The sequence below is a fragment of the Acidovorax sp. 100 genome (genome assembly GCF_003688355.1).
GTDB classification, from domain to species: Bacteria; Pseudomonadota; Gammaproteobacteria; order Burkholderiales; family Burkholderiaceae_C; genus Acidovorax; species Acidovorax delafieldii.
Window position 1 is genome coordinate 3,508,852 of sequence record NZ_REFD01000001.1, and the last position, 22,085, is coordinate 3,530,936.

General features: G+C 66.2%; 15 protein-coding genes. 9 read left to right on the forward strand and 6 right to left on the reverse strand.

The features are described from left to right. Positions 1 to 12 precede the first annotated feature (12 nt). The 5 genes from ligA to C8C96_RS16270 all read right to left on the reverse strand — a co-directional run bounded on the left by ligA (position 13) and on the right by C8C96_RS16270 (position 11,333). Positions 13 to 2,100, reverse strand: a complete 2,088-nt coding sequence (gene ligA / locus C8C96_RS16250; protein ID WP_121942967.1) for an NAD-dependent DNA ligase LigA — start codon at positions 2,098 to 2,100, stop codon at positions 13 to 15. Between the two features lie 14 nt (positions 2,101 to 2,114). Then, the gene (locus tag C8C96_RS16255) at positions 2,115 to 3,230 is read right to left on the reverse strand and encodes a cell division protein FtsZ (protein WP_121942968.1); all 1,116 of its coding nucleotides are present in this window, start codon (positions 3,228 to 3,230) and stop codon (positions 2,115 to 2,117) included. A 16-nt stretch (positions 3,231 to 3,246) separates the two neighbouring features. Then, complete coding sequence (gene smc / locus C8C96_RS16260) at positions 3,247 to 6,771, reverse strand: chromosome segregation protein SMC (protein WP_121942969.1); 3,525 nt, start codon at positions 6,769 to 6,771, stop codon at positions 3,247 to 3,249. A gap of 261 nt (positions 6,772 to 7,032) precedes the next feature. Next, complete coding sequence (locus C8C96_RS16265; RefSeq protein ID WP_108499451.1) at positions 7,033 to 8,097, reverse strand: diguanylate cyclase; 1,065 nt, start codon at positions 8,095 to 8,097, stop codon at positions 7,033 to 7,035. Between the two features lie 140 nt (positions 8,098 to 8,237). Continuing rightward, positions 8,238 to 11,333 carry an EAL domain-containing protein gene (locus tag C8C96_RS16270; protein ID WP_121942970.1) on the reverse strand — a complete coding sequence of 1,032 codons (3,096 nt, stop codon included), beginning with the start codon at positions 11,331 to 11,333 and terminating at the stop codon, positions 8,238 to 8,240. Positions 11,334 to 11,448: 115 nt separating this feature from the next. Here C8C96_RS16270 and C8C96_RS25300 point away from each other — a divergent pair, with 115 nt between their 5' ends. Next, a complete protein-coding gene (locus C8C96_RS25300) occupies positions 11,449 to 11,571 on the forward strand; it encodes a hypothetical protein (RefSeq protein ID WP_255424908.1) in 123 nt (40 codons plus the stop codon). A gap of 33 nt (positions 11,572 to 11,604) precedes the next feature. Here C8C96_RS25300 and C8C96_RS16275 read toward each other — a convergent pair whose 3' ends face one another. Next, positions 11,605 to 13,056, reverse strand: a complete 1,452-nt coding sequence (locus tag C8C96_RS16275; RefSeq protein WP_121942971.1) for a short-chain fatty acyl-CoA regulator family protein — start codon at positions 13,054 to 13,056, stop codon at positions 11,605 to 11,607. 134 nt (positions 13,057 to 13,190) lie between these two features. Between C8C96_RS16275 and C8C96_RS16280 the strand changes: the two genes are divergently transcribed. The 8 genes from C8C96_RS16280 to C8C96_RS16315 all read left to right on the forward strand — a co-directional run bounded on the left by C8C96_RS16280 (position 13,191) and on the right by C8C96_RS16315 (position 22,075). Continuing rightward, positions 13,191 to 13,586 (forward strand): acyl-CoA thioesterase, encoded by a 396-nt coding sequence (locus tag C8C96_RS16280; RefSeq protein ID WP_121420239.1) that lies wholly within the window; start codon positions 13,191 to 13,193, stop codon positions 13,584 to 13,586. Then, positions 13,583 to 14,740, forward strand: a complete 1,158-nt coding sequence (gene prpC, locus C8C96_RS16285; RefSeq protein WP_121942972.1) for a 2-methylcitrate synthase — start codon at positions 13,583 to 13,585, stop codon at positions 14,738 to 14,740. The genes C8C96_RS16280 and prpC overlap by 4 nt, the downstream gene beginning before the upstream one ends. Before the next feature lie 33 nt (positions 14,741 to 14,773). After that, positions 14,774 to 17,410: a Fe/S-dependent 2-methylisocitrate dehydratase AcnD gene (gene acnD, locus C8C96_RS16290; protein WP_121942973.1), complete on the forward strand. Its 2,637-nt coding sequence runs from the start codon at positions 14,774 to 14,776 to the stop codon at positions 17,408 to 17,410. A 41-nt stretch (positions 17,411 to 17,451) separates the two neighbouring features. Next, on the forward strand, positions 17,452 to 18,723 hold the full coding sequence (locus tag C8C96_RS16295) for a PrpF domain-containing protein (protein ID WP_370107398.1): 1,272 nt from the start codon (positions 17,452 to 17,454) through the stop codon (positions 18,721 to 18,723). A gap of 80 nt (positions 18,724 to 18,803) precedes the next feature. Then, positions 18,804 to 19,670, forward strand: coding sequence for an oxaloacetate decarboxylase (locus C8C96_RS16300; RefSeq protein ID WP_121942975.1), 867 nt, complete (start codon positions 18,804 to 18,806; stop codon positions 19,668 to 19,670). Positions 19,671 to 19,775: 105 nt separating this feature from the next. Beyond that, entirely contained in the window at positions 19,776 to 21,143 is a 1,368-nt protein-coding gene (locus C8C96_RS16305) for a bifunctional diguanylate cyclase/phosphodiesterase (RefSeq protein WP_121942976.1), read from the forward strand. Between the two features lie 5 nt (positions 21,144 to 21,148). Further along, a complete protein-coding gene (locus C8C96_RS16310; RefSeq protein ID WP_147455687.1) occupies positions 21,149 to 21,472 on the forward strand; it encodes a hypothetical protein in 324 nt (107 codons plus the stop codon). 135 nt (positions 21,473 to 21,607) lie between these two features. Further along, on the forward strand, positions 21,608 to 22,075 hold the full coding sequence (locus C8C96_RS16315; protein ID WP_121942978.1) for a CopD family protein: 468 nt from the start codon (positions 21,608 to 21,610) through the stop codon (positions 22,073 to 22,075). Positions 22,076 to 22,085: the final 10 nt, after the last annotated feature.

Genomic DNA, 22,085 nt, shown 5'->3' on the forward strand with positions numbered 1-22,085 from the left:
CACCGTGCTCCGTCAGACACCCTGGCCTGACAACAGTTCCAGCATGCCGGCTTCGTCGAGCACGGGCACACCCAGTTCCTGGGCCTTGGCCAGCTTGCTGCCGGCTTCTTCGCCCGCCACCACATAGCTGGTCTTTTTGCTGACGGAGCCTGCCACCTTGGCACCAGCGGCCTCCAGCAGGTCTTTGGCGGCGTCGCGGCTCAGCGTTGGCAAGGTACCGGTCAGCACCACCGTCTTGCCCGCCAGGATCTGCGGAGCGCGCTCGGCCACCGGCCCCTCGGTCCAGGTCACGCCGCAGGCGCGCAGTTGCTCCACCACCTCGCGGTTGTGCGGTTGCTGGAAGAAAGTGTGCAGGCTCTGCGCCACCACGGGGCCCACGTCGTTCACCTCTAGCAACTGCTCCACGCTGGCGTCCATGATGGCGTCCAGCGTGCCGAAGTGGCGTGCCAGGTCCTTGGCCGTGGCCTCGCCCACATGGCGCAGTCCCAGGCCGAACAAAAAGCGTGGCAAGGTGGTCTGCTTGGATTTTTCGAGCGCAGCCAGCACGTTCTGGGCCGATTTCTCGGCCATGCGCTCCAGCGCAATCAGTGAGGTCAGGCCCAGCCGGTACAGGTCGGGCAGCGTGCGGATCACGTTGGCATCCACCAGCTGGTCCACCAGCTTGTCGCCCAGGCCTTCGATGTCCATGGCGCGGCGCGCCGCAAAGTGCAGGATGGCCTCCTTGCGCTGCGCGGCGCAGAACAGGCCGCCTGTGCAGCGGTGGTTGGCCTCGCCCTTTTCGCGCACCACGGCACTGCCACACACGGGGCAGGCCTTGGGCATCTGAAAATTGGGCACATAGCCCGTGCGGTTGCCCGGCATCACGCCTACCACTTCGGGGATCACATCGCCCGCACGGCGCACGATGACGGTGTCGCCCACGCGCACGCCCTTCTTGCGGATCTCGAACAGGTTGTGCAGCGTGGCGTTGGTGACGGTGACGCCGCCCACAAACACAGGCGCCAGGCGTGCGACCGGCGTGATCTTGCCGGTGCGGCCCACCTGGACGTCAATGCCTTCGATCTTGGTGGCCATCTCCTGCGCGGGATATTTGTGCGCCACGGCCCAGCGCGGCTCGCGGGTCTTGAAGCCCAGGTCGCGCTGCAGCTGCAGCGAGTTGACCTTGTAGACGACACCGTCAATGTCGTACGGCAGCGCATCGCGGCTGGCACCCACCTGCTGGTGAAATGCTACCAATTCAGTAGCACCCACCGCAATTTCTACCTGCGCTGCCACCGGGAAACCCCAGGATTTCAGCGTCTGCAGCATCTCGAAATGCGTGCGGAACACGGGCCCACCCTCGGCAGGCGGCGTGATGGCGCCCAGGCCATAGGCAAAAAAGCTCAGGGGCCGCTGGGCGGTGATGTTGGAGTCCAGCTGGCGCACCGCACCCGCAGCCGCATTGCGTGGGTTCACAAAGGTCTTGCCGCCCTGCTCCCGCTGGCGCTCGTTCAGCGCGTCGAAGTCGGCGCGGCGCATGTAGACCTCGCCGCGCACTTCGAGCAAAGAAGGCACACCGTCGGGCAGGGTCAGCGGAATCTGGCGGATGGTGCGGATGTTGTGCGTCACGTCCTCGCCCACCTCGCCATCACCGCGCGTGGCGGCCTGCACCAGGCGGCCGTTTTCATAGCGCAGGCTCATGGCCAGGCCGTCAAACTTGGGCTCGGCCACGTATTCGATGGCAGGGTCAGCATCCGTCAGACCCAGCTCGCGCCGCACGCGGGCATCAAACGCCTGGGCGCCCGTCGCTTCGGTGTCGGTTTCGGTGTGAATGCTGAGCATGGGCACCGTATGGCGCACGGGGGCCAGGCCCTCCATCACCGCGCCAATCACGCGCTGCGTGGGCGAGTCGGGGGTGACCAGGTCAGGGTGCGCGGCTTCCAGCGCCTGCAGCTCGCGGAACACGCGGTCGTATTCGGCGTCGGGCACGGTGGGCTCGTCCAGCACGTAGTACTGGTGCGCCCACTGGTTGAGTTGGTCGCGCAGTGCTTTGATTTTGATAGCTGGCTGCGCTTGATCCACGGGCACTGGGGCCGAAAAAAGATCCAAATTCTCGGTCATGGCCGCACCAGCGTTCAGCTGAACAGCCGCCGCGCCAGCACGGACCCCGCCGACAGATCGCGTCCATCGAGCTGGTCATACAGCAGCTCCAGGTCCGCAGCGATCGGGTCCATGGCCATGGCGGGCAGCGGCGTGCCGTTCTGGTCGCACAGCACGCCATCCATGGCCTGGCACAGGGCGGCGGCCACGTCGCGCAGGCGGGCAAAGGGCTGCTCGGTGCGGTGCACCTGGGCAACATCCAGGCTCAGGGTGATGTCGCGAATCGCGGACTGGTCCGGGTCTTCGGCCAGCGCGGCCTGGGTGTCGTACCCCAGGGTGAGCAAGGGCGGCAGGCCCTGAGTGCTGGCGGGCAGCACCAGACGGCCGGGCATGGCGCCGGGCACGAAGCCCAGGCGGGCCGCGTTCTGCTGCACGTAGCCAGGGCTCCAGGCGGCCTGGCGGGCGCGCAGCATAAACATGAGCTGGGCATCGTGGTCGCTGGCGAACTGGTCCAGTTCGCGGGCGCGGGCCACTTCCTGCAGCATGTCGGGGAAGTCGGGGGCGGCGTTGATGGTGTCGGCAAAGGCCTGCGCCTTGACCACGAACTCGGAGAACTCGATCTCGTTGAGTGCGCCCATGCGGTTGGCCAGTTGCACGCCGGCCTGGAAAGACTGGTAGCGCTGGCCAGGGGCCGGGGTCTCCCACTGCTGGGTGGCTTCGTTCAGGCCTTCGATGGCAAAGGGCTTGCTGCCTGCGCGGCGGGTGGGCGGCAGCGCGGCCAGCGCCGCATCGCCCGACACCACATGCTCGGGCTGCAGCGAGGCGATCACGTCGATGAGCGGGTCCAGCCCGGGGCGGCGCTCGGACGAAAACGGTGGCACGGGCAGTTGCAGGGCGTCGCCCGCATCCACGGTGTGTTCAGACGGCTCCGGCCCCCGGTCCAGGCCATGGAACTCGCTGGGCGGCATTGCCCCCGCCGCAGCGGCATCAAAACCCGGCTCCAGGCGCTGCGCGGGCTCTGCCGCTGGGTCGTGCTCCGTGGGCAGAGCGCGCTTGGGCGCGTTGCGGCGCGAGGTCCAGGTGTTGTAGGCCACGATCAGGGCCAGCACCAGGCCACCGATGATGGCGAGACTCAGTTGCAATGTGCTCATGTTTGAATCAATGGGTTCAAGCGTCCACCATCGAGAGGGCCGACTCCATGTCGACGGCCACGATGCGCGACACGCCCTGCTCCTGCATGGTCACGCCGATCAGTTGCTCGGCCATTTCCATCGCGATCTTGTTGTGGCTGATGAACAAAAACTGTGTGCCCTTGCTCATGCTGGACACCAGCTTGGCATAGCGCTCGGTGTTGGCGTCGTCCAGCGGCGCGTCCACCTCGTCCAGCAGGCAGAACGGAGCTGGGTTGAGCTGGAAGATGGCAAACACCAGCGCGATGGCCGTGAGGGCCTTTTCGCCCCCCGACAGCAGGTGAATGGTCTGGTTCTTCTTGCCGGGTGGCTGGGCCATCACCTGCACGCCGGAATCGAGAATTTCGTCACCGGTGATGATGAGCTTGGCCTGGCCGCCCCCGAACAGCTCGGGGAACATGCGGCCAAAGTGCGCGTTCACGGTGTCGAACGTGCCCGAGAGCAGCTGGCGCGTTTCGCCATCGATCTTGCGGATCGCGTCTTCCAGCGTGTTCATGGCCTCGGTCAGGTCGGCGGTCTGCGCATCGAGGAACACCTTGCGCTCGCTGGCCAGCTTCAATTCATCCAGCGCGGCCAGGTTGACGGCGCCCAGTGCCGCGATCTCGCGGTGCAAGCGGTCGATTTCGCTCTGCAGGCCGCCCATGCGCACATTGCCCTCGGTGATTGACTGGGCCACGGCTTCCAGATCGGCCTGGGCGTCTTGCAGCAAGGTGGTGTACTGCTCCAGGCCCAGGCGCGCGGCCTGTTCCTTGAGCTGGAACTCGGTGATGCGCTGGCGCAGCGGGTCCAGCGCGCGCTCCAGCTGCATGCGGCGCTCGTCGCTGGCGCGCAGCTTGGTGGTCAGATCGTCGTATTCGCTGCGCTGGGCGGCCAGTACCTTTTCGCGCTCCATCTTCACTTCCAGCGCGGCCTGCAGGCCGCCTTGGGCGGCGGCGTCAGAGAGACGGGCGAGTTCATCGCGCGCACGCTGCTCTTCGTCGGCCAGGGCCTTGGCCTGTTGTGTGGCGGTTTCGATAGAGCGGTTGAGTTCGCCCCGGCGCGCCTCCAGGCTGCGCTGCGAGAACGTGGCCTCCTGCGCCTGGCGCTCCAGCGTGCGCTGCTGTTCGCGGCAGGCGGTGAGCTTGCGTTCGGCCTCGATGACCTTGTCGCCCAGCTGGGCCTCGCGCTCCTGGCTGTCGGCCAGCTGCATGTCCAGTTCTTCAAAACGCGCCTCGGCGGCCACGCGGCGTTCCTGCAGGTCGGCCAGCTGGGCTTCGACCTCGGCCAGGTCGCCGTCGATCTGTGCGCTGCGGGCGCGGGTCTGCTCGGCCAGCTGGGTCAGGCGCAGGGTTTCGACCTGCAGCTCGTGGGCGCGGCTTTGTGTTTCGGTCGCTTCGCGGCGTGCGGCCACGAGGCGCTGCGAGGCATCGGCATAGGCCGCTTCCGCACGGACCAAAGCGGTGCGTGATTCTTCGGCGATCAGTGCCTGCGCGCGCAATTCCTTTTCGAGGTGCTCGATCTCCTGCGCGCGGGCCAGCATGCCGGACTGCTCGGAGTCCTGCGCATAAAAGCTCACGCTGTGGGCGCTGACGGCATGGCCCATGGGCACAAACACCACTTCACCGGGCTGCAGCGTGCTGCGGCGGCTCAGGGCTTCGTCCAGCGTGGGCGCGGTGTAGCAGCCCTGCAGCCAGTCCACCAACACGGCACGCAGGCCCGCGTCGTTCAGGCGCAGCAGGTCCGACAGGCGAGCATGGGGCGACGATGTTTCGGGGTGGCCCGCAGCGGGGGCGCTGTAGAAGGCCAGTCGCGCGGGCGGCGCGTCGTTGCCGCCCGAGCCCAGGAAGCCGCGCACCATGTCCAGGCGCCCTACTTCCAAGGCGGCCAGGCGCTCGCGCAGGGCCGCTTCGAGCGCGTTTTCCCAGCCGGGTTCGATGTGGATGCGGCTCCACAGGCCCTGCAAGCCATCGAGGCCGTGCTTGGCGAGCCAGGGGCGCAGCTTGCCGTCGGTCTTGACCTTTTCCTGCAGCGCCTTGAGGGCCTCCATGCGGGCCGACAGCTCAGCCTGGCGTGCGCTCTCGCTGTTCACGGCCTGCTGGCGGGCGCGGCGGTCGTCGTCCAGCTGGGGCACTGACTCCTGCAGCTCGTGCAGGCGGGCTGCGGTGGTTTCGGCGATCTCTTGCGCTTCTTCGAGCTGCTCGCGCAGGTTGGTCAGGCGGGCCTCGTCGGGCGCGGCCAGCGCATTGCGGTCGGTGCGCAGGCGCTCGAAGCGGGCATCGAGCTGACGGCTTTGCTCGTCAAAGCTGCGCTGCTCGGCAGCGAGCACGCCAATCTGCTGCTGCACCTGTACCACAGCAGTCCGTTGCTCGGCCGTGCGGCTTTGCGCCTGACGCAGGGCCTCTTCCAGGTCGGGCATCTGCATGGCCTGCTCTTCGACCTGGGCGGCCAGCAGCTCGGCGCGTTCTTCGGCGTCCACACCCGCACCGGCCAGGTTTTCCAGCTCGATGTCGGCCTCTTCCTTGCGGGTCTGCCACTGCGCGATCTGCTCTGCCAGCTGCACCAGGCGCTGCTCCACGCGCTGGCGGCCCTCGACCACGTAGCGGATCTCCGCTTCGAGCTTGCCGACCTCGGCTGTGGCTTCGTAGAGCTTGCCTTGGGCCTGGTTGACTTGGTCGCCCGCGGCGTAGTGGGCCTGGCGGATGGTTTCGAGGTCCGACTCGACCGCGCGCAGGTCGGCCATGCGCGATTCAAGGTCGTTCACGGCCTGCAGGCCATCGAGGCGCACCTTGTTCTGCTGCTCCTCGGCCTCAGCCCGCTTCAGGAACCACAGCTGGTGCTGCTTGAGCGTCGCATCGGCGTGCAGCGTGTTGTATTTGGCGGCCACCTCGGCCTGCTTTTCGAGCTTTTCGAGGTTGGCGTTCAGCTCGCGCAGGATGTCTTCGACCCGCGTGAGGTTCTCGCGCGTGTCCGACAAGCGGTTTTCGGTCTCGCGGCGGCGCTCCTTGTATTTGGAGACGCCCGCAGCCTCTTCGAGGAACAGGCGCAGTTCCTCAGGGCGGCTTTCGATGATGCGGCTGATGGTGCCCTGGCCGATGATGGCGTAGGCGCGGGGCCCCAGGCCGGTGCCCAGAAACACGTCCTGCACGTCGCGGCGGCGCACGGGCTGGTTGTTCAGAAAGTAGCTGCTGGTGCCGTCGCGCGTGAGCACGCGGCGCACGGCCACCTCGCCGTACTGGCCCCACTGGCCGCCTGCGCGATGGTCAGAGTTATCGAAGACCAGCTCCACACTCGCGCGGCTGGCCTGCTTGCGGGTGGTGGTGCCGCTGAAGATCACGTCCTGCATGCTCTCGCCGCGCAGCTCGCTGGCCTTGCTCTCGCCCAGCACCCAGCGCACCGCGTCCATGATGTTGGACTTGCCGCAGCCGTTGGGGCCCACCACGCCCACCAGTTGCCCTGGCAGCATGAAGTTGGTGGGTTCAGCGAACGACTTGAAGCCAGAGAGCTTGATCGAGGTAAGACGCACGGATCAGAAGGCGGATAAATGCAGGAGGGACGCGGGGGTCAACCAGGGCGCCGGTGCGCAGTCCCGGCGTAAAACACACCGGCAGGGCCGGGTGTGGGCAAGGCCGGAATGATACCGCGCCGCCTGCCCGCCCCCCGGCCTCCAGGGCTGTGGGTGGCGCCTGGGGGCACTGCGCAGGTGAAAAATCGGCAAAACCGGCCTGATGCGCTAGTGTGATATGGCTTGTTTGCTATCAAATTTGATAGCCAAAAGCGGGCAACGTCAATGCAGCACACACACCTGGTTACGCCCACCCGACTTGGCCTGGAACAGGGCTTCGTCTGCGCGGGCCACCGCCTGGGGCAGGTGCTGCAGTGCAGAGATTTCGCACGCGCCAATCGACACGGTGAGCTGCTCGGGATCGGTGATGCTCTCCACCGCGCGGCGCAGTTTCTCGGCCACCTTCAGTGCGTCGGGCAGCGCGGTCTGCGGCAGGCAGACCAGAAACTCCTCGCCACCCCAGCGAATGATCTCGTCGCCACGCCGCAAGGTGTCGGTCAGCACCCGGGCCACCGCCTGCAGGGCCTTGTCGCCCGCGTCGTGGCCAAAACGGTCATTGATGCTCTTGAACCGGTCCAGGTCCATCAACAGGATGGACGAGACGGGCTCAAACAGCGAGGCGCGGTACACGCGCCGGTCGATCAGGTCCACCGCATGGCGGTTGAGCAGCCCGGTGAGCGCATCGTGGTAGGCGGCGCGCTGCAACTCCTGGCGTTCGGCGGCCACGGTCATGAGGGAGCCGAACAGCTCGGCCAGCCCTGCAAACAGGCTGACGCCGACTTCGTCAAAGTAGCCATCACGGTCGGCGTACAGCACAAAGATGCCGCTGTAGCCGTTGAAGGTGGAGGCGATGGGCAAGGCCAGCACGTGGTGGATGTCGTGGTGGCGGGCTGCGTCGCGCCAGGGCCCAAACGGCGAAAACTGCGACACCGTGAAAGGGCCCGCAGACTTGCCGTCCAGCGTGGTAAAGGCAGGGCCAATGCGGGTGAGCAGGTTGCGTTCGATGTTCAGCGATTCGGCATAGGCCGCCGCCGGGCCTGCAAACACCTGCGGGCGGATGGTGTGCGTGTCGGTCGGACCGAACCAGGTCCAGGCCAGGCGGATGTGGCTGGAGACATCCACAATGGCCTGGCACACCCCGCGAATGATCTCCAGCTCGCTGCGCCCCAAGATCAGCTTGGCCGAGCGCTTGAGCAGCATCTCGGCAATCACCGAGCGTTCGCGCTGCGCGTCAAAGCCCTGCGTCAATGGCGAGGGTGCGGGCGGCGAAGGCTTTTTGAAGAACATGAAGGCGGCAGCGGTGGAGCGCCTGCATCATAGGTGGCGCAGCCAGACTGCGGTTGCAAAGGGTTTCACGCTGCGGTTTGCCACCTGCACTCCGCGCAACGCACGCCACCCTGCGCCCGCCGCACGCCGCACGCCCCGCGTCATCCAAGGCGCCCGTCCAGGGCGCCATTGGTTCGGCGCACCAGCGCCTCAAACTCAGCCACTGCCACGGGGGGGCTGAGCAGGTAGCCCTGCCAGGCGTGGCAATGGTGGCGCTCCAGAAACTCGCGCTGCGCCTCGGTCTCCACGCCCTCCGCAATCACGCGCAGCCCCAGGCTGGTGCCCAGCGCCACCACCGTGCGCGCAATGGCCGCGTCGTTGGGGTCGGTCAGCACGTCGCGCACAAAGCTCTGGTCGATCTTGAGCTGGTCCAGCGGCAGGCGCTTGAGGTAGCTCAGCGACGAATAGCCCGTGCCAAAGTCGTCCAGCGAAAAGCCCACGCCGTAGCCCTTGAGCTGGCCCATTTTGTCGATGGTGTCTTCCACGTCTTGCAGCAGCAGGCCTTCGGTCATCTCCAGCTTGAGCTGGTGGCCGTCGGCCCCCGCACCCGCCAGCGCCGCGAGCACCTGGGCAACAAAACCGCTTTGGTGGAACTGCCGTGGGCTCACGTTCACAGCCAGGCTCAGCAAGGCAAGGTCGGGCTGCTGGGCCCATGCGGCCAGCCGCCGACAGGCTGCCTGCAGCACCCACTCGCCGAGCGGCAGGATCAGGCCGGTTTCTTCGGCCAGCGGGATGAAATGCGCGGGCGAGATGAATCCATCGCGCGGGTGCCGCCAGCGCAGCAGCGCCTCGGCCCCGGTAATGCGGCCGTGGTCGATCTGGGGTTGGTAATACAGCTCGAATTGGCCCTGGGCCAGGCCCACCCGCATGTCCAGCTCCAGCGTGGCGCGGGCGCTGACCGCGGCCTGCATCTGGGGGTCATAAAAGCGCAAGGTGTCCCGCCCCGCGTTCTTGGCCTGGTACAGCGCCAGGTCGGCACGCTTGAGCAGCTCGTCCACGGTCTCACGCGTGCCACTGTAGATGGTGACGCCCATGCTCAGCGAGCTGTGGTGCGCAGCACCGTCGATCTGGTAAGGCTCGCGCAGCACACCCAGGATGCGCTGCCCAACGTCCTCGGCGCGTGCTGCGGCCTCCTCGGGGCTGTCGCCCAGGTCTTCCAGCACCACCACAAATTCGTCGCCGCCCTGTCGGGCCACGGTGTCGTCTTCATGCACGCAGCCGCGCAAACGGTGCGCCACCTGCAACAGCAAGGCATCGCCCCGGTCGTGGCCCCGGGTTTCGTTCACCGTCTTGAAGTTGTCGAGGTCCAGCATCAGCAGTGCACCACTGCGCTGGTGGCGCGCGCTGGTGGCCAGCGCCTGCTGCAGCCGGTCCATCAGCAGACGGCGGTTGGGCAGGCGGGTGAGCGGGTCGTAGTAAGCCAGCTGGTTGATCTCTTCCTCGGCGGCTTTGCGCTCGCTCAGGTCCTGCATGGTGATCAGGCGCCCCCCCTCGACAAAAATGCCGGAGATCTCCACCGGCTTGTACTTGCCGTCCGCGCAGCGGATCGTGTACTCGGCCAGCGGGATCACGCCCAGGTGCCTGGTGTCGAGCAGCCTCTGGCGGATCGCGTCGCGCTCCGCAGCGTCGGGGTAGGCGCGCTGCCACCAGGTGTCAGTGTCGGGCACCTCCTCCTGCGTGTAGCCGCAGATCTGGACATACCGCTGGTTGCGAAAGCTGATGAGCCCATCGTCCTGCACCAGGCACAGGCCCATGGGCAGGCGCTCCAGAATGCTGCGCAGGCGTTGTTCATTAGCCCGGAGGTCTTCTTCCATGCGCTTGCGCGCAGTGATGTCCTGCACCACGGCAATGTGGTGGCCGGGCGCGGAGCCTGACGCCCACATCGACGACACGGTCAGGTCGCCCCAGACCTCGTGCCCGTCCTTGTGGATGTAGCGTTTTTCCAGCCGGTACTCGGGCACATCGCCGCTCTGCAGCCGCCTCACTTGCGCCATGTCCGCTGCCAGGTCATCGGGGTGGGTGAGGCTCTGAAAGGTCATGCCCACCATTTCCTCCGGGCTGTACCCCAGGATGTCGGCGTAGCGCTGGTTGACGCGCACAAACTGGCCCGTGGCCGAGTCCACCTGGGCGACACCCACGGTGGCCTGGTTGAAGAGCGCACGGAACCGCTCCTCACTCTCGCGACGGGCATCGTCGGACAGCTGGGCGCGCACCAGCGCCAGGGTGCGCTGGCGCACCAGCAGGGCCACGACGGAAGCCAGCAACAACGACACCACCGCGGCCGCCAGCCCGGCCAGCCACGGCAAGCGCGTTTCCGACGCCGTCAGGAACGACCGGGTCGGGTAGAAGGTCAGCTGCCAGCGCCGGTCATGCACTCCCAGCTCACGCACAAGGGGCCGCACACCGGGCAGGCCCGGGGCCGTCTGCTCCAGCAGGGGGCGCACCATGGCATCGCCCGAATCCGGGCGCACTGGCCCCAGGTCCGCCATGGCGACAGCGATGCCGTTCAGAAACCCCTGGCTGCCCAGCCCCTGGACCAGGTCATAGACCCGCAAGGTGGACGCCACCGCGCCCACAAAACGTTGCTCGGCCGTGCCGGCGGTGGGGTCGAACACCGGCACGCGGATGACGATGCCTGCGCGATGTGTTGTCTCCTGCAGCAGATCGAACGGGGCAGACACCACGGTCTGTCCGCTGTCGCGGCTGTAACGCATGGCGGCAAGGTTGGCGGGCTGGGCACTGATATCCAGGCCCAGCACCCCTTCATTGCCGAACATGGGCCAGAGATACTCGGCCACAAAGTACTCGGCACGCTCGCCGGGTGGGTGGATCTTGAACTGGGGCAAACCGTCGGGTGACAAGGATGTGTCCGCCCTCACCCTGGCCTCGTAGGCCTCGCGCTCACGCCCAGGCACCCAGCGCGTGAAAGACAGGTTGCGAACACCAGGGTAGCGCTGGCCCACCTCCATCTCGCTGGCGGCCCGTTCAAAGTCCAGGCGCGACAAGCGGGGGTTGGCCGTGAACAGGCCCCGCAGGCCGTTGACCACCTCGGTGTGACCGGCAATGCGCTGGCTCAGCGCCTCGGTAAACGCCCGCGTCTCCTGGGTGAAGCGCGCTTCTTCGATCTGCGCCATCGACGCGGCCTGGTGTTGCGCCAGCCACAGGCTCACCACCAACCCCAAAACGGCCACACCCATGCCCGCCACCCAATGCCGATAGCGGCTTGGGGGTGCCAGGGCAGCCAGCGGGGAAGAAGTGGAAGAAGTCAGAGACGTGCCTTTGCTTTGCTGGCCGGGGAGCCGACCAGACACCATGCAAATTGCGCAGGATAGCGGCAATCCAGCCACTGTGGAGCCAACATTTGGTTACGGCGAAAAATTTAAGAAAAAAGTGCCTCTAGCGCCACAGCGACTTACCTCACAAGCTATGAAATGATGAGCATATTTCGCCACCAGAACGCCCACGGGTTTACCCGACAACCGCCCCTGGCGCCACGGGGTACGGCGCGAAACGGCTGTGGTTTTCATTCACATCCAACGCCCGCCCGATGGGCGGAAACGCGCGTTGCGGACAGGCATCGCGCTCACATACCTTGCAGCCCATGCCGATGGGGACGGCGGCCTCGGGGTTGGCCAGATCCAGCCCGCGTGAATACACCAGCTGCGGCGCGTGGCGAATGTCACAACCCAGGGCTACGGAGAACTCCTTGCCGGGCACGCCCCAGCCGCCGCCGCTGCGCGATACCACACGCGCCACCCACAGGTAGGCGCGGCCGTCGGGCATGCGTGCCACCTGCGGCACGATGCGGCCTGGCTGTGCGAAGGCCTCGTACACATTCCACAGTGGACAGGTGCCGCCGATCTTGCTGAAGTGAAAGTGTGTGGCCGACTGCCGCTTGCTGATGTTGCCCGCGCGGTCTACCCGGATGAAGAAGAACGGCACGCCGCGCGCACTGGGCCGCTGCAGCGTGGACAAGCGATGGCACACGGTCTCGAAGCCCACACCAAACTGCTGGCCCAGCCGGTCGATGTCGTAGTGCGCCGCTTCGGCCGCCTGCAAAAAGGCCGTGTAGGGCAGCACCAGCGCCCCCGCAAAGTAGTTGGCCAGACCGATGCGCGCCAGCGCCCGGGCCTGGTCGCTGGACAACCCGGCGCTGTTGGCCAAGCGCTGCAGCTCGGCGCCCTGCTCCAGAAACGCCAGCTGCGTCGCCATCTGAAACGCCCGCTGCCCTCGCTCCAACCCCGCCGCCAGCTGCAGCAGCCCGGCCTCGGCCTGGAACACGCGCTGCGCCTGGCCAGGCAGGTCGGCCACATCCACCACGCGCACCCCGTGGGCCACGAGCAGGCGTTGGGCCAGCGCCTCATCGGCCCGGCCGGGCAGTAGGCCCCATTCAGCGGCACAGCGTTCGGCAGCATCGTCCAGCTCGGCAATGTGGTTCTGGCGTGCAAAAAAGAAGTCGCGCACTTCTTCATAAGCCATGGGCGGATGGTGGGCCACGGTGCCCTCGCCGTCCCGGTCATTGCCCAGGGCGGCCAGGCGCTCCAGCGCCTGACGGTGCCTCTGGTGCAACGCCAGCAGCGTGCGCGCCACAGCGGGCATGCCTGCGGCCAGCTCGCGGATCTCTGCCAGAGACACGGCATCGCCCGCGCCCTCCCCGCCCACACCCGCAGGCAGGTCAGCCAGCACCTCTCGAAGGCCGGTAATCAGACGCGCCTCGTCGTCGTCAGAAAACCGCTGCACATCCACACCGAACACGGCGTTGATCTTGAGCAGAACGGGCACCGTGAGCGGGCGCTGGTTCTGCTCCAGCTGGTTGAGGTAGCTGGCTGACAGGTCCAGCGCCCGGGCCAGCGCCACCTGGGTCATGCCGCGCTCTTCGCGCAGGCGGCGCAGGCGCACGCCCATGAAGGTTTTTTTCATTCGATCTTTCGCGGTGGCGGCAGAGAGCGACCCAACAATTATTCGCAAAATTTGCATACCAAGGTTTTTGGGTTCGCAACCATTCGCCAATTTAGCCCTTACAGAGGGTTGCCATTGTGCGTAAATTGCGAATCATGACAACCCCCACCGGCACCGTCGAGCTGACGGAAATCGTCTTCCCCGCAGAGGCCAACCACTACGGCACGCTGTTTGGCGGCAACGCCCTGCAGCTCATGGCCAAGGCGGCGTTTCTGGCAGCGCGCGGCGCCGCACAGCGCGATGTGGTGATGGCGGGCGTGACCGACGTGCGTTTTCTGGCCCCCGTGCCCGTGGGCCATGTGCTCACGCTGCGCGCCTGGGTCAGCCGCATCGGGCGCAGCTCGCTCACCGTGTGCGTGACCGGTCTGGCCGCCACGCTGGGCTCGCCACCGGAAGAGGTGCTGAAGGGAATTTTTGAAATGGTGGCGGTGGATGGCAAAGGCCGCCCCGCTGCCATCGCCAACGCATACGTAAACCAGGAGACCGCATGACTACCACCGTTGAAACCCCGGGCTTCAAGCCCAAGAAGTCCGTCGCGCTCTCGGGCGTGACGGCGGGCAACACCGCCCTGTGCACCGTGGGCCGCACGGGCAACGACCTGCACTACCGGGGCTACGACATCCTCGACATTGCCGAGGTCTGCGAGTTCGAAGAGATCGCCCACCTGCTGGTGCACGGCAAGCTGCCTACACGCGCCGAGCTCAGGGCCTACAAGTCCAAGCTCAAGGCCCTGCGCGGCCTGCCGATGAGTGTGAAGCAGGCGCTGGAGCAACTGCCCGCCGCCAGCCACCCCATGGACGTGATGCGCACGGGCGTCTCGGCCCTGGGCTGTGCGCTGCCTGAAAAGGACGACCACAACCTGCCGGGCGCGCGCGACATTGCCGACCGGTTGATGGCATCACTGGGCTCCATGCTGCTGTACTGGCACCACTGGGCCAGCTCGGGCCGCCGCATCGATGTGGAGACCGATGACGACTCCATTGGCGCGCACTTCTTGCACCTGCTGCACGGCTCCAAACCCAGCGCGGCGTGGGAGCGTGCCATGCACACTTCGCTCAACCTGTATGCCGAGCACGAGTTCAACGCCAGCACCTTCACCGCCCGCGTGGTGGCAGGCACGGGCAGCGACATGTATTCGGCCATCACCGGCGCCATCGGCGCACTGCGGGGCCCCAAGCATGGCGGCGCGAACGAGGTGGCTTTCGAGATTCAGAAGCGCTACGACAGCCCGGAGGAAGCCGAGGCCGACATCCGCCGCCGCGTGGATGCCAAGGAGGTGGTCATTGGCTTCGGCCACCCGGTCTACACCGTGAGCGACCCGCGCAATGTGGTCATCAAGGGCGTGGCACGCAGCCTGTCAGAAGATGCCGGTAGCACCAAGATGTTCGACATTGCGGAGCGGCTGGAGACGGTGATGTGGGAGGTCAAAAAGATGTTCCCCAACCTCGACTGGTTCAGCGCCGTGAGCTACCACATGATGGGCGTTCCCACTGCCATGTTCACGCCGCTGTTCGTCATTGCGCGCACCAGCGGCTGGGCGGCGCACATCATCGAGCAACGCATCGACAACAAGATCATCCGCCCCAGCGCGAACTACACCGGGCCCGAAGACCTGGCGTTTGTGCCGATCCAGGACCGCAAGTAAAACCAAACGGCCGAAGCCCCCTGCCCCACGCTCATGAACACTCTGTATCGCAAGAAGCTGCCCGGCACGCAGCTCGACTACTTTGATGCCCGCGAGGCCCTCGAAGCCCTGCAACCGGGCGCCTGGGCCACACTGCCCTACACCGCCCGAGTCCATGCCGAAAACATCGTGCGCCGTGCCGATCCGGCCACCATCAACGACTGCCTGCGCCAGCTCGTCGAGCGGCGCAGCGACCGCGACTTCCCCTGGTACCCGGCGCGCGTGGTGTGCCACGACATCCTGGGCCAGACGGCGCTGGTGGACCTGGCCGGCCTGCGCGATGCGATTGCTTCGGCAGGCGGCGACCCGGCCCAGGTGAACCCCGTGGTGCCAGTGCAGCTCATCGTGGACCACTCGCTGACCGTGGAGTGTGGCGGTTTCGACCCCGACGCGTTTGCCAAGAACCGCGCCATCGAAGACCGCCGCAACGAAGACCGCTTTCACTTCATCGAGTGGACGAAAAAAGCCTTTGCCAACGTGGATGTGATCCCGGCGGGGAACGGGATCATGCACCAGATCAATCTGGAAAAGATGTCGCCCGTGGTCCATGCCGACCGGGGCGTGGCCTACCCCGACACCTGCGTGGGCACCGACAGCCACACCCCCCATGTGGATGCCCTGGGCGTGATCGCCATCGGCGTGGGCGGCCTGGAGGCCGAGAACGTGATGTTGGGCCGCGCATCGATGATGCGGCTGCCCGAGATCGTGGGCGTGGAGCTGACCGGCCATCGCCAGGACGGCATCACCGCCACCGATGTGGTGCTGGCGCTCACCGAGTTTTTGCGCAAGGCCAAGGTGGTGGGTGCCTATCTGGAGTTCTTTGGCGAAGGCGCCGCCAAGCTCACGATTGGCGACCGCGCCACCATCTCGAACATGGCGCCCGAATACGGCGCCACGGCGGCCTTGTTCAGCATCGACGAACAGACGCTGGAGTATCTGACGCTGACGGGCCGCGAGGCGGCACAAGTGAAGCTGGTCGAGACCTATGCCAAGGCAGCGGGATTGTGGTCCGACACCCTCCAGGACGCTGTCTATGCGCGCAACCTGGTGTTCGACCTGTCGAGAGTGGTGCGCAACCTGGCCGGCCCCTCCAATCCGCATGCGCGCGTTGCCACGTCCGACCTGGCGGCCCAAGGCATCGCGGGCCCCTGGGCCATGCCCGCACCACAGGACGGCACGATGCCCGATGGCGCCGTGGTCATTGCCGCCATCACCAGCTGCACCAACACCTCCAACCCGCGCAACGTGATCGCCGCAGCGCTGCTGGCGCGCAACGCCAACCGGCTGGGCCTCACGCGCAAGCCCTGGGTCAAGACCTCGCTGGCGCCCGGCTCTAAGGCGGTGGAGCTGTATTTGAAGGAAGCGGGTTTGCTGGCCGACCTGGAAAAGCTGGGCTTTGGCATCGTGGCCTTTGCCTGCACCACGTGCAACGGGATGAGTGGCGCGCTGGACCCTGCCATTCAGCAGGAGATCATCGACCGCGACCTGTACGCCACCGCCGTGCTCTCGGGCAACCGCAATTTCGACGGGCGCATCCACCCCTATGCCAAGCAGGCCTTTCTGGCCTCGCCCCCGCTCGTGGTGGCCTATGCGATGGCGGGCACGGTGCGTTTTGACATTGAAAAAGACGTGCTGGCGGTGGTGGACGGCCAGGCGATTCGCCTCAAAGACCTGTGGCCCAGCGACGAGGAAATCGACGCCGTGGTGAAAACTGCCGTGAAGCCCGCGCAATACCGCTCCGTATACGAACCCATGTTCGCAATCCGGCCAGGCGATGGCCAGCGGGTTTCGCCGCAGTACGGCTGGCGAACACAGTCCACCTACATCCGCCGCCCGCCCTACTGGGACACCGAGGGCATCGGTGCACTCGCCGCCCACCCGCGCACGTTGAAAGGCATGCGCCCGCTGGCCATCCTGCCCGACAACATCACGACCGACCACCTGTCACCTTCGAACGCCATCCTGCGGGACAGCGCTGCGGGTGAATATCTGGCGCGCATGGGCGTGCCCGAGGAAGACTTCAACTCCTACGCCACGCACCGGGGTGACCACCTCACCGCCATGCGTGCCACGTTTGCCAACCCGCAGCTCGTCAACGAAATGGCCGTGGTGGATGGCAAAGTGAAAAAAGGCTCGCTCGCCCGCGTGGAGCCCGAGGGCCAGGTGATGCGCATGTGGGAGGCGATGGAAACCTATCTGAACCGCCGCCAGCCGCTCATCATCATTGCTGGCGCCGACTACGGCCAGGGGTCCAGCCGCGACTGGGCCGCCAAGGGGGTGCGGCTGGCGGGGGTGGAGGTGGTGGTGGCGGAGGGGTTTGAGCGCATCCACCGCACTAACCTGATTGGCATGGGGGTGTTGCCGCTGGAGTTTGAGGCGGGAGTCAACCGCATCACGCTGGGGCTGGATGGGACAGAGGTGTATGGCGTGGAGGGAGACATGCAACCCCGTGCCGACCTCACCCTGGTCATCCACCGCAAGAATGGCGAGGAAACCAAGGTGCCCATGACATGCCGACTCGACACCGCCGAAGAGGTCTCGATCTACCAGGCGGGCGGCGTGCTGCAGCGCTTTGCGCAAGACTTCTTGGCCAAGAATACAGAACCAAAAAAGGCTCTGGCGCCCGTCTAGCAATCGCCACGCGCTATCCAATTTGATATTTCTCCATGAGCATTTTCCCCGCACCACAGATCCGCATCCCCGCCACCTACCTGCGGGGCGGCACCAGCAAAGGCGTGTTCTTTCGCCTTGACGACCTGCCCGCCCCCGCCCAGCAACCCGGCCCGGCGCGGGACGCGTTGCTGCTGCGCGTGCTGGGCAGCCCTGATCCGTACGGCAAGCAGATCGACGGCATGGGCAATGCGTCGTCGAGCACCAGCAAGGCGGTGATCCTGTCGCGCAGCACGCGGCCGGGCCACGACGTGGACTACCTGTTTGGCCAGGTATCCATCGACCAGCCTTTTGTGGACTGGAGCGGCAACTGCGGCAACCTGTCGGCTGCGGTGGGGCCGTGTGCCATTCACATGGGGCTGATCGATGCGGCGCGGATTCCACAGAACGGCACCTTTCCGGTTCGCATTTGGCAGGCCAACATCGGCAAGACCATCGTCGCGCATGTGCCTATCACCCAGGGGCAGGTGCAAGAAACGGGTGACTTTGAACTGGACGGCGTGACTTTTGCCGCCGCCGAGGTGGCGCTGGAGTTCATGGCCCCGGCGGACGATGGCGATGATGGGGAAGCCATCTCGACAGCGCCGGGCCGCCCCAATCTGCTGAGGGCCCCCTCGGGGGGCAGCGAACCACACGCAGTGGGGAGCGTGGGGGCGTTATTCCCGACGGGCAACGTGGTGGACACCTTGGAGGTGCCCGGGGTCGGCAGCTTTGCCGCCACGCTGATCAACTCGGGTATCCCCACCCTCTTTCTCAATGCACAAGAGCTGGGTTACACCGGCACCGAGCTGCAGCGGGCCATCAACGGCGATGCGGCGGCACTGGCGCGCTTCGAGACGATCCGTGCATACGGCGCCCTGCGCATGGGCCTGATCCAGCATGTGAGCGAGGCCGCCACGCGCCAGCACACTCCCAAGATCGCCTTCGTCGCGCCTCCCGCCAGCTACACGGCCTCCAGCGGCAAAGCCATTGACGCCAAGGACATCGACCTGCTGGTGCGCGCGCTCTCCATGGGCCAGCTGCACCACGCCATGATGGGCACGGCGGCGGTGGCCATTGGCACGGCGGCAGCCATCCCAGGCACGCTGGTCAACCTGGCAGCGGGCGGTGGCGTGCGCAGCAGCGTGCGGTTTGGCCACCCCTCGGGCACCCTGCGCGTGGGGGCCGAAGCAACGCAGATCAACGGCCAGTGGAAGGTGACCAAGGCCCTGATGAGCCGCAGCGCCCGCATCCTGATGGAAGGCTGGGTGCGGGTGCCGGGCGACATTTTTTAAAGCAAAAATGGCTTGATGCGCTAGTGAATCATGCGCTAACAGCTATCAAACATATAGCAACCCAGCTCACCCCCCCAACCATGAACACCAGACAACAACTCAAAGCCCTGGCCCACGCCCGCCGGGGCGTCATCGTGCCCGGCGCTTTCAACGCCCTCTCCGCCCGCGTGGTGGCCGACCTGGGCTTTGAAGCCCTCTACGTCACCGGCGCTGGCGTGACCAACATGTGGTTCGGCCTGCCCGACCAGGCCTTCATGGGCCTGACCGACATTGCCTATCACACCGCCCGCATCCGCGACGCGGTGGAGCTGCCGCTCATCGTGGATGCCGACACGGGGTTTGGCAACGCCCTCAACACCTACCATGCGGTGCGTGTGCTGGAGCGCGCGGGGGCCGACTGCATCCAGCTCGAAGACCAGGTCAGCCCCAAGCGCTGCGGGCATTTCAACGGCAAGGACGTGATCAGTACCGACGAGATGCTGGGCAAAATCAAAGCCGCCGTGGATGCGCGCCGCGACGCAGGCACCCTCATTCTGGCCCGCACGGATGCCTGCGCCACACAGGGCTTCGAGGCAGCCGTGGAGCGCGCCCGGCGCTTTGAGGAAGCGGGTGCCGACATCCTGTTTGTGGAAGCCGTCACCACCCTCGACGAGATCCGCGCCCTTCCCCAGCGGCTGGCGGCGCCGCAGCTGATGAACATGGTGATCGGCGGCAAGACGCCCATCACCGGCGCTGAAGAACTGGCCACGCTGGGCTATGGCCTGGTGCTGTACGCCAACGCAGCGCTGCAGGGCGCGGTGGCGGGCATGCAAAAGGCCTTGACCGTGCTGCGCGACGCGCAGCGCATTGACGAAGACCCCGCGCTGGTCGCGCCGTTTGCAGAGCGCCAGCGGCTGGTGCGCAAAGCCGACTGGGATACGCTGGAAGCGAAGTACGCCAGGCCTTAGTGTCACCCCCGGGGCAAGAACCCGTCGCGTTTTTGCCTCCAAGGCCGCACAAGCCTCCGGTGCCGGGCACAATGGGTCTTTCCAGCACACCGTGCGCGCTGCACCATGCAAAGCATTTCTTCGTTGAACCTGGTGGACCTGTTGCTCGACGCCGTCTGCATCGTGCGAGGAGACAGCTCGATTGTGTTTGTCAGTTCAGCGTTCGAGCGCATTTTTGGGTACACCCCCGACGAAGTGGTCGGCAAGCGCATGCTGGACATGGTGCACCCCGACGACCTGCCCGCCACGCAACGACAGGCCCACAACGTGACGCAGGGCGAGCTGCAACTGCAGTTTGAAAACCGCTACGTGCGCAAGGATGGCTCCATCGCCCACATCCGCTGGACGGCCCGCTGGCTGCCCGACAAGCAGGTGCGGCTGGCCGTGGCCCACGATATCACCGCGCGCAAGGCCACCGAGTCGATGCAGGCGGTGATCTACGCCATCTCCGAAGCCGCGCACACCACACACAACCTGCAGGCCCTGTTCCAGCACATTCACCAGATCGTGGGCGGCCTGTTGCCCGCCACCAATTTTGCGGTAGCCCTGTACAACCCGCACGATGACCAGCTGAGCTTTCCGTACCACGTCAACGAGCACCTGCCCGCGCCCGAACCCATGGCGCTGGCCGAGGACCCGCGCTATGCGGAGGTGATCCGGGGCGGCGCCACCTTGCTGCTCACGCCGGACTCATCGGTAGCAAAGGCCACGCACTGGCGCGCTGCGGCGCATGCCACGCAGGCGCCGCTGTACTGGCTGGGTGTGCCCTTGCAGACGCAGCGTGGCCCCCTGGGAGCACTGGTGCTGCAAAGCTACACCGAACAAGGCCGCTACACCGACAAGGACAAGGAGCTGCTGCAGTTCGTCTCCACCCAGGTAGCGGCCGCCATTGAACGCAAGCAGATGTATGAGCGCCTTGAACATATGGCGCAGTACGACCAGCTCACGCACCTGCCCAACCGCCAGCTGTTTCTGGACCGGCTCAAGACCGCCCTGGCCCGCGCGCGGCGCGACCAGACGCTGCTGTCTCTGCTGTTCATTGACCTCGACCGGTTCAAGGAAGTGAACGACACCCTGGGCCATGCCATGGGCGATCTGCTGCTGCAGCGGGTAGCGCAGCGGCTGCTCGAATGCGTGCGCGCGTCCGACACGGTGGCGCGGCTGGGCGGAGATGAATTTGTGGTGCTGCTTGAAGGCGGCCAGGCCCGCGAGCACGCCTGTGCGGTGGCCGACAAGATACTCGCGGCCTTTGGTCAGGATTTCGACCTCGAAGGCCAGCGTCTGTACATCCAGCCCAGCATTGGCGTGGCCATCTACCCCGAGCATGGTGGCGAAGAGCACCGCCTGCTGGGCCACGCCGACGAAGCCATGTACCTGTCCAAGCGCAACGGCGGCAACCAGGTGCGTGTGGCGCTGGCGCCCCTGCATTCCTGAGGTCCGTGTTGCACACGTCCGTCCCTGGCTCTGAGGCGACTTCGGTGGGGGCATACAAAGAGACCAAGCCGCTTGTACTGCAGTGCGCGGTGCGGTTGGGTCTGGCGGTGGCGGCCTTGCCGGTGGCCCTTGCCGTCACGCTGATGCTCTATCCGGTGTGGTCATGGGTGGAGCACACGACAGGCATCGAAAGCGTGGGCCACAGCGGGCCGGCCAGCTGGTGCTATCTGGCCGTGTGGGTGCCCATGGTCACGGCCCTGCTGCTGCCCCCAATGTGGCGCCTGGCCAAGGCACTCTCGCACAAGCCACATGGCCACGCAGACACATAGGGGTTCTTGGGTCGAGGCCCACCGCCGCAGGCATATCACCGCACAATGCGGCCTGGCATTCGCAACCCCCCGGCCGGATGCGCTGGCCCATCCCTGGGTCACTTCACCACACTCGGCGCCCAGCGCCACGCACCCATGCTCTACAACGCCTTGAAGCTTGTCCATGTCCTGTCCATCATCGTATGGCTGGGGGGCATGGTGTTCGCCCATTTTTTTCTGCGGCCTGCCGCGCAGTCGCTGGAGCCCCCGCAGCGCGTGCGGCTGATGCATGACGTGCTGCAGCGCTTCTTTGCGGCAGTCACTGCCGCCGTGGTGCTCGTGCTGGGCAGCGGCCTGTGGATGATCGGCCGCGCGGCCAAGCAGGCAGTTCAGACGGGCGGTGTGTTCTCCATGCCACTGGACTGGACCATCATGGCCACGCTGGGCCTGGTGATGATGGCCATCTTCGGCCATATCCGCTTTGCGTTGTTCCGGCGCCTGCAGCGTGCCGTGGCAGCGTCGGACTGGCCCAGCGGCGCCAAGGCCCTGGGCAGCATCCGCAGCTGGGTGGGCGTGAACCTGGCGCTGGGTGTGGTGATCGTCGTGGTCACGCTGCTGGTCTAGGGTCTATTGA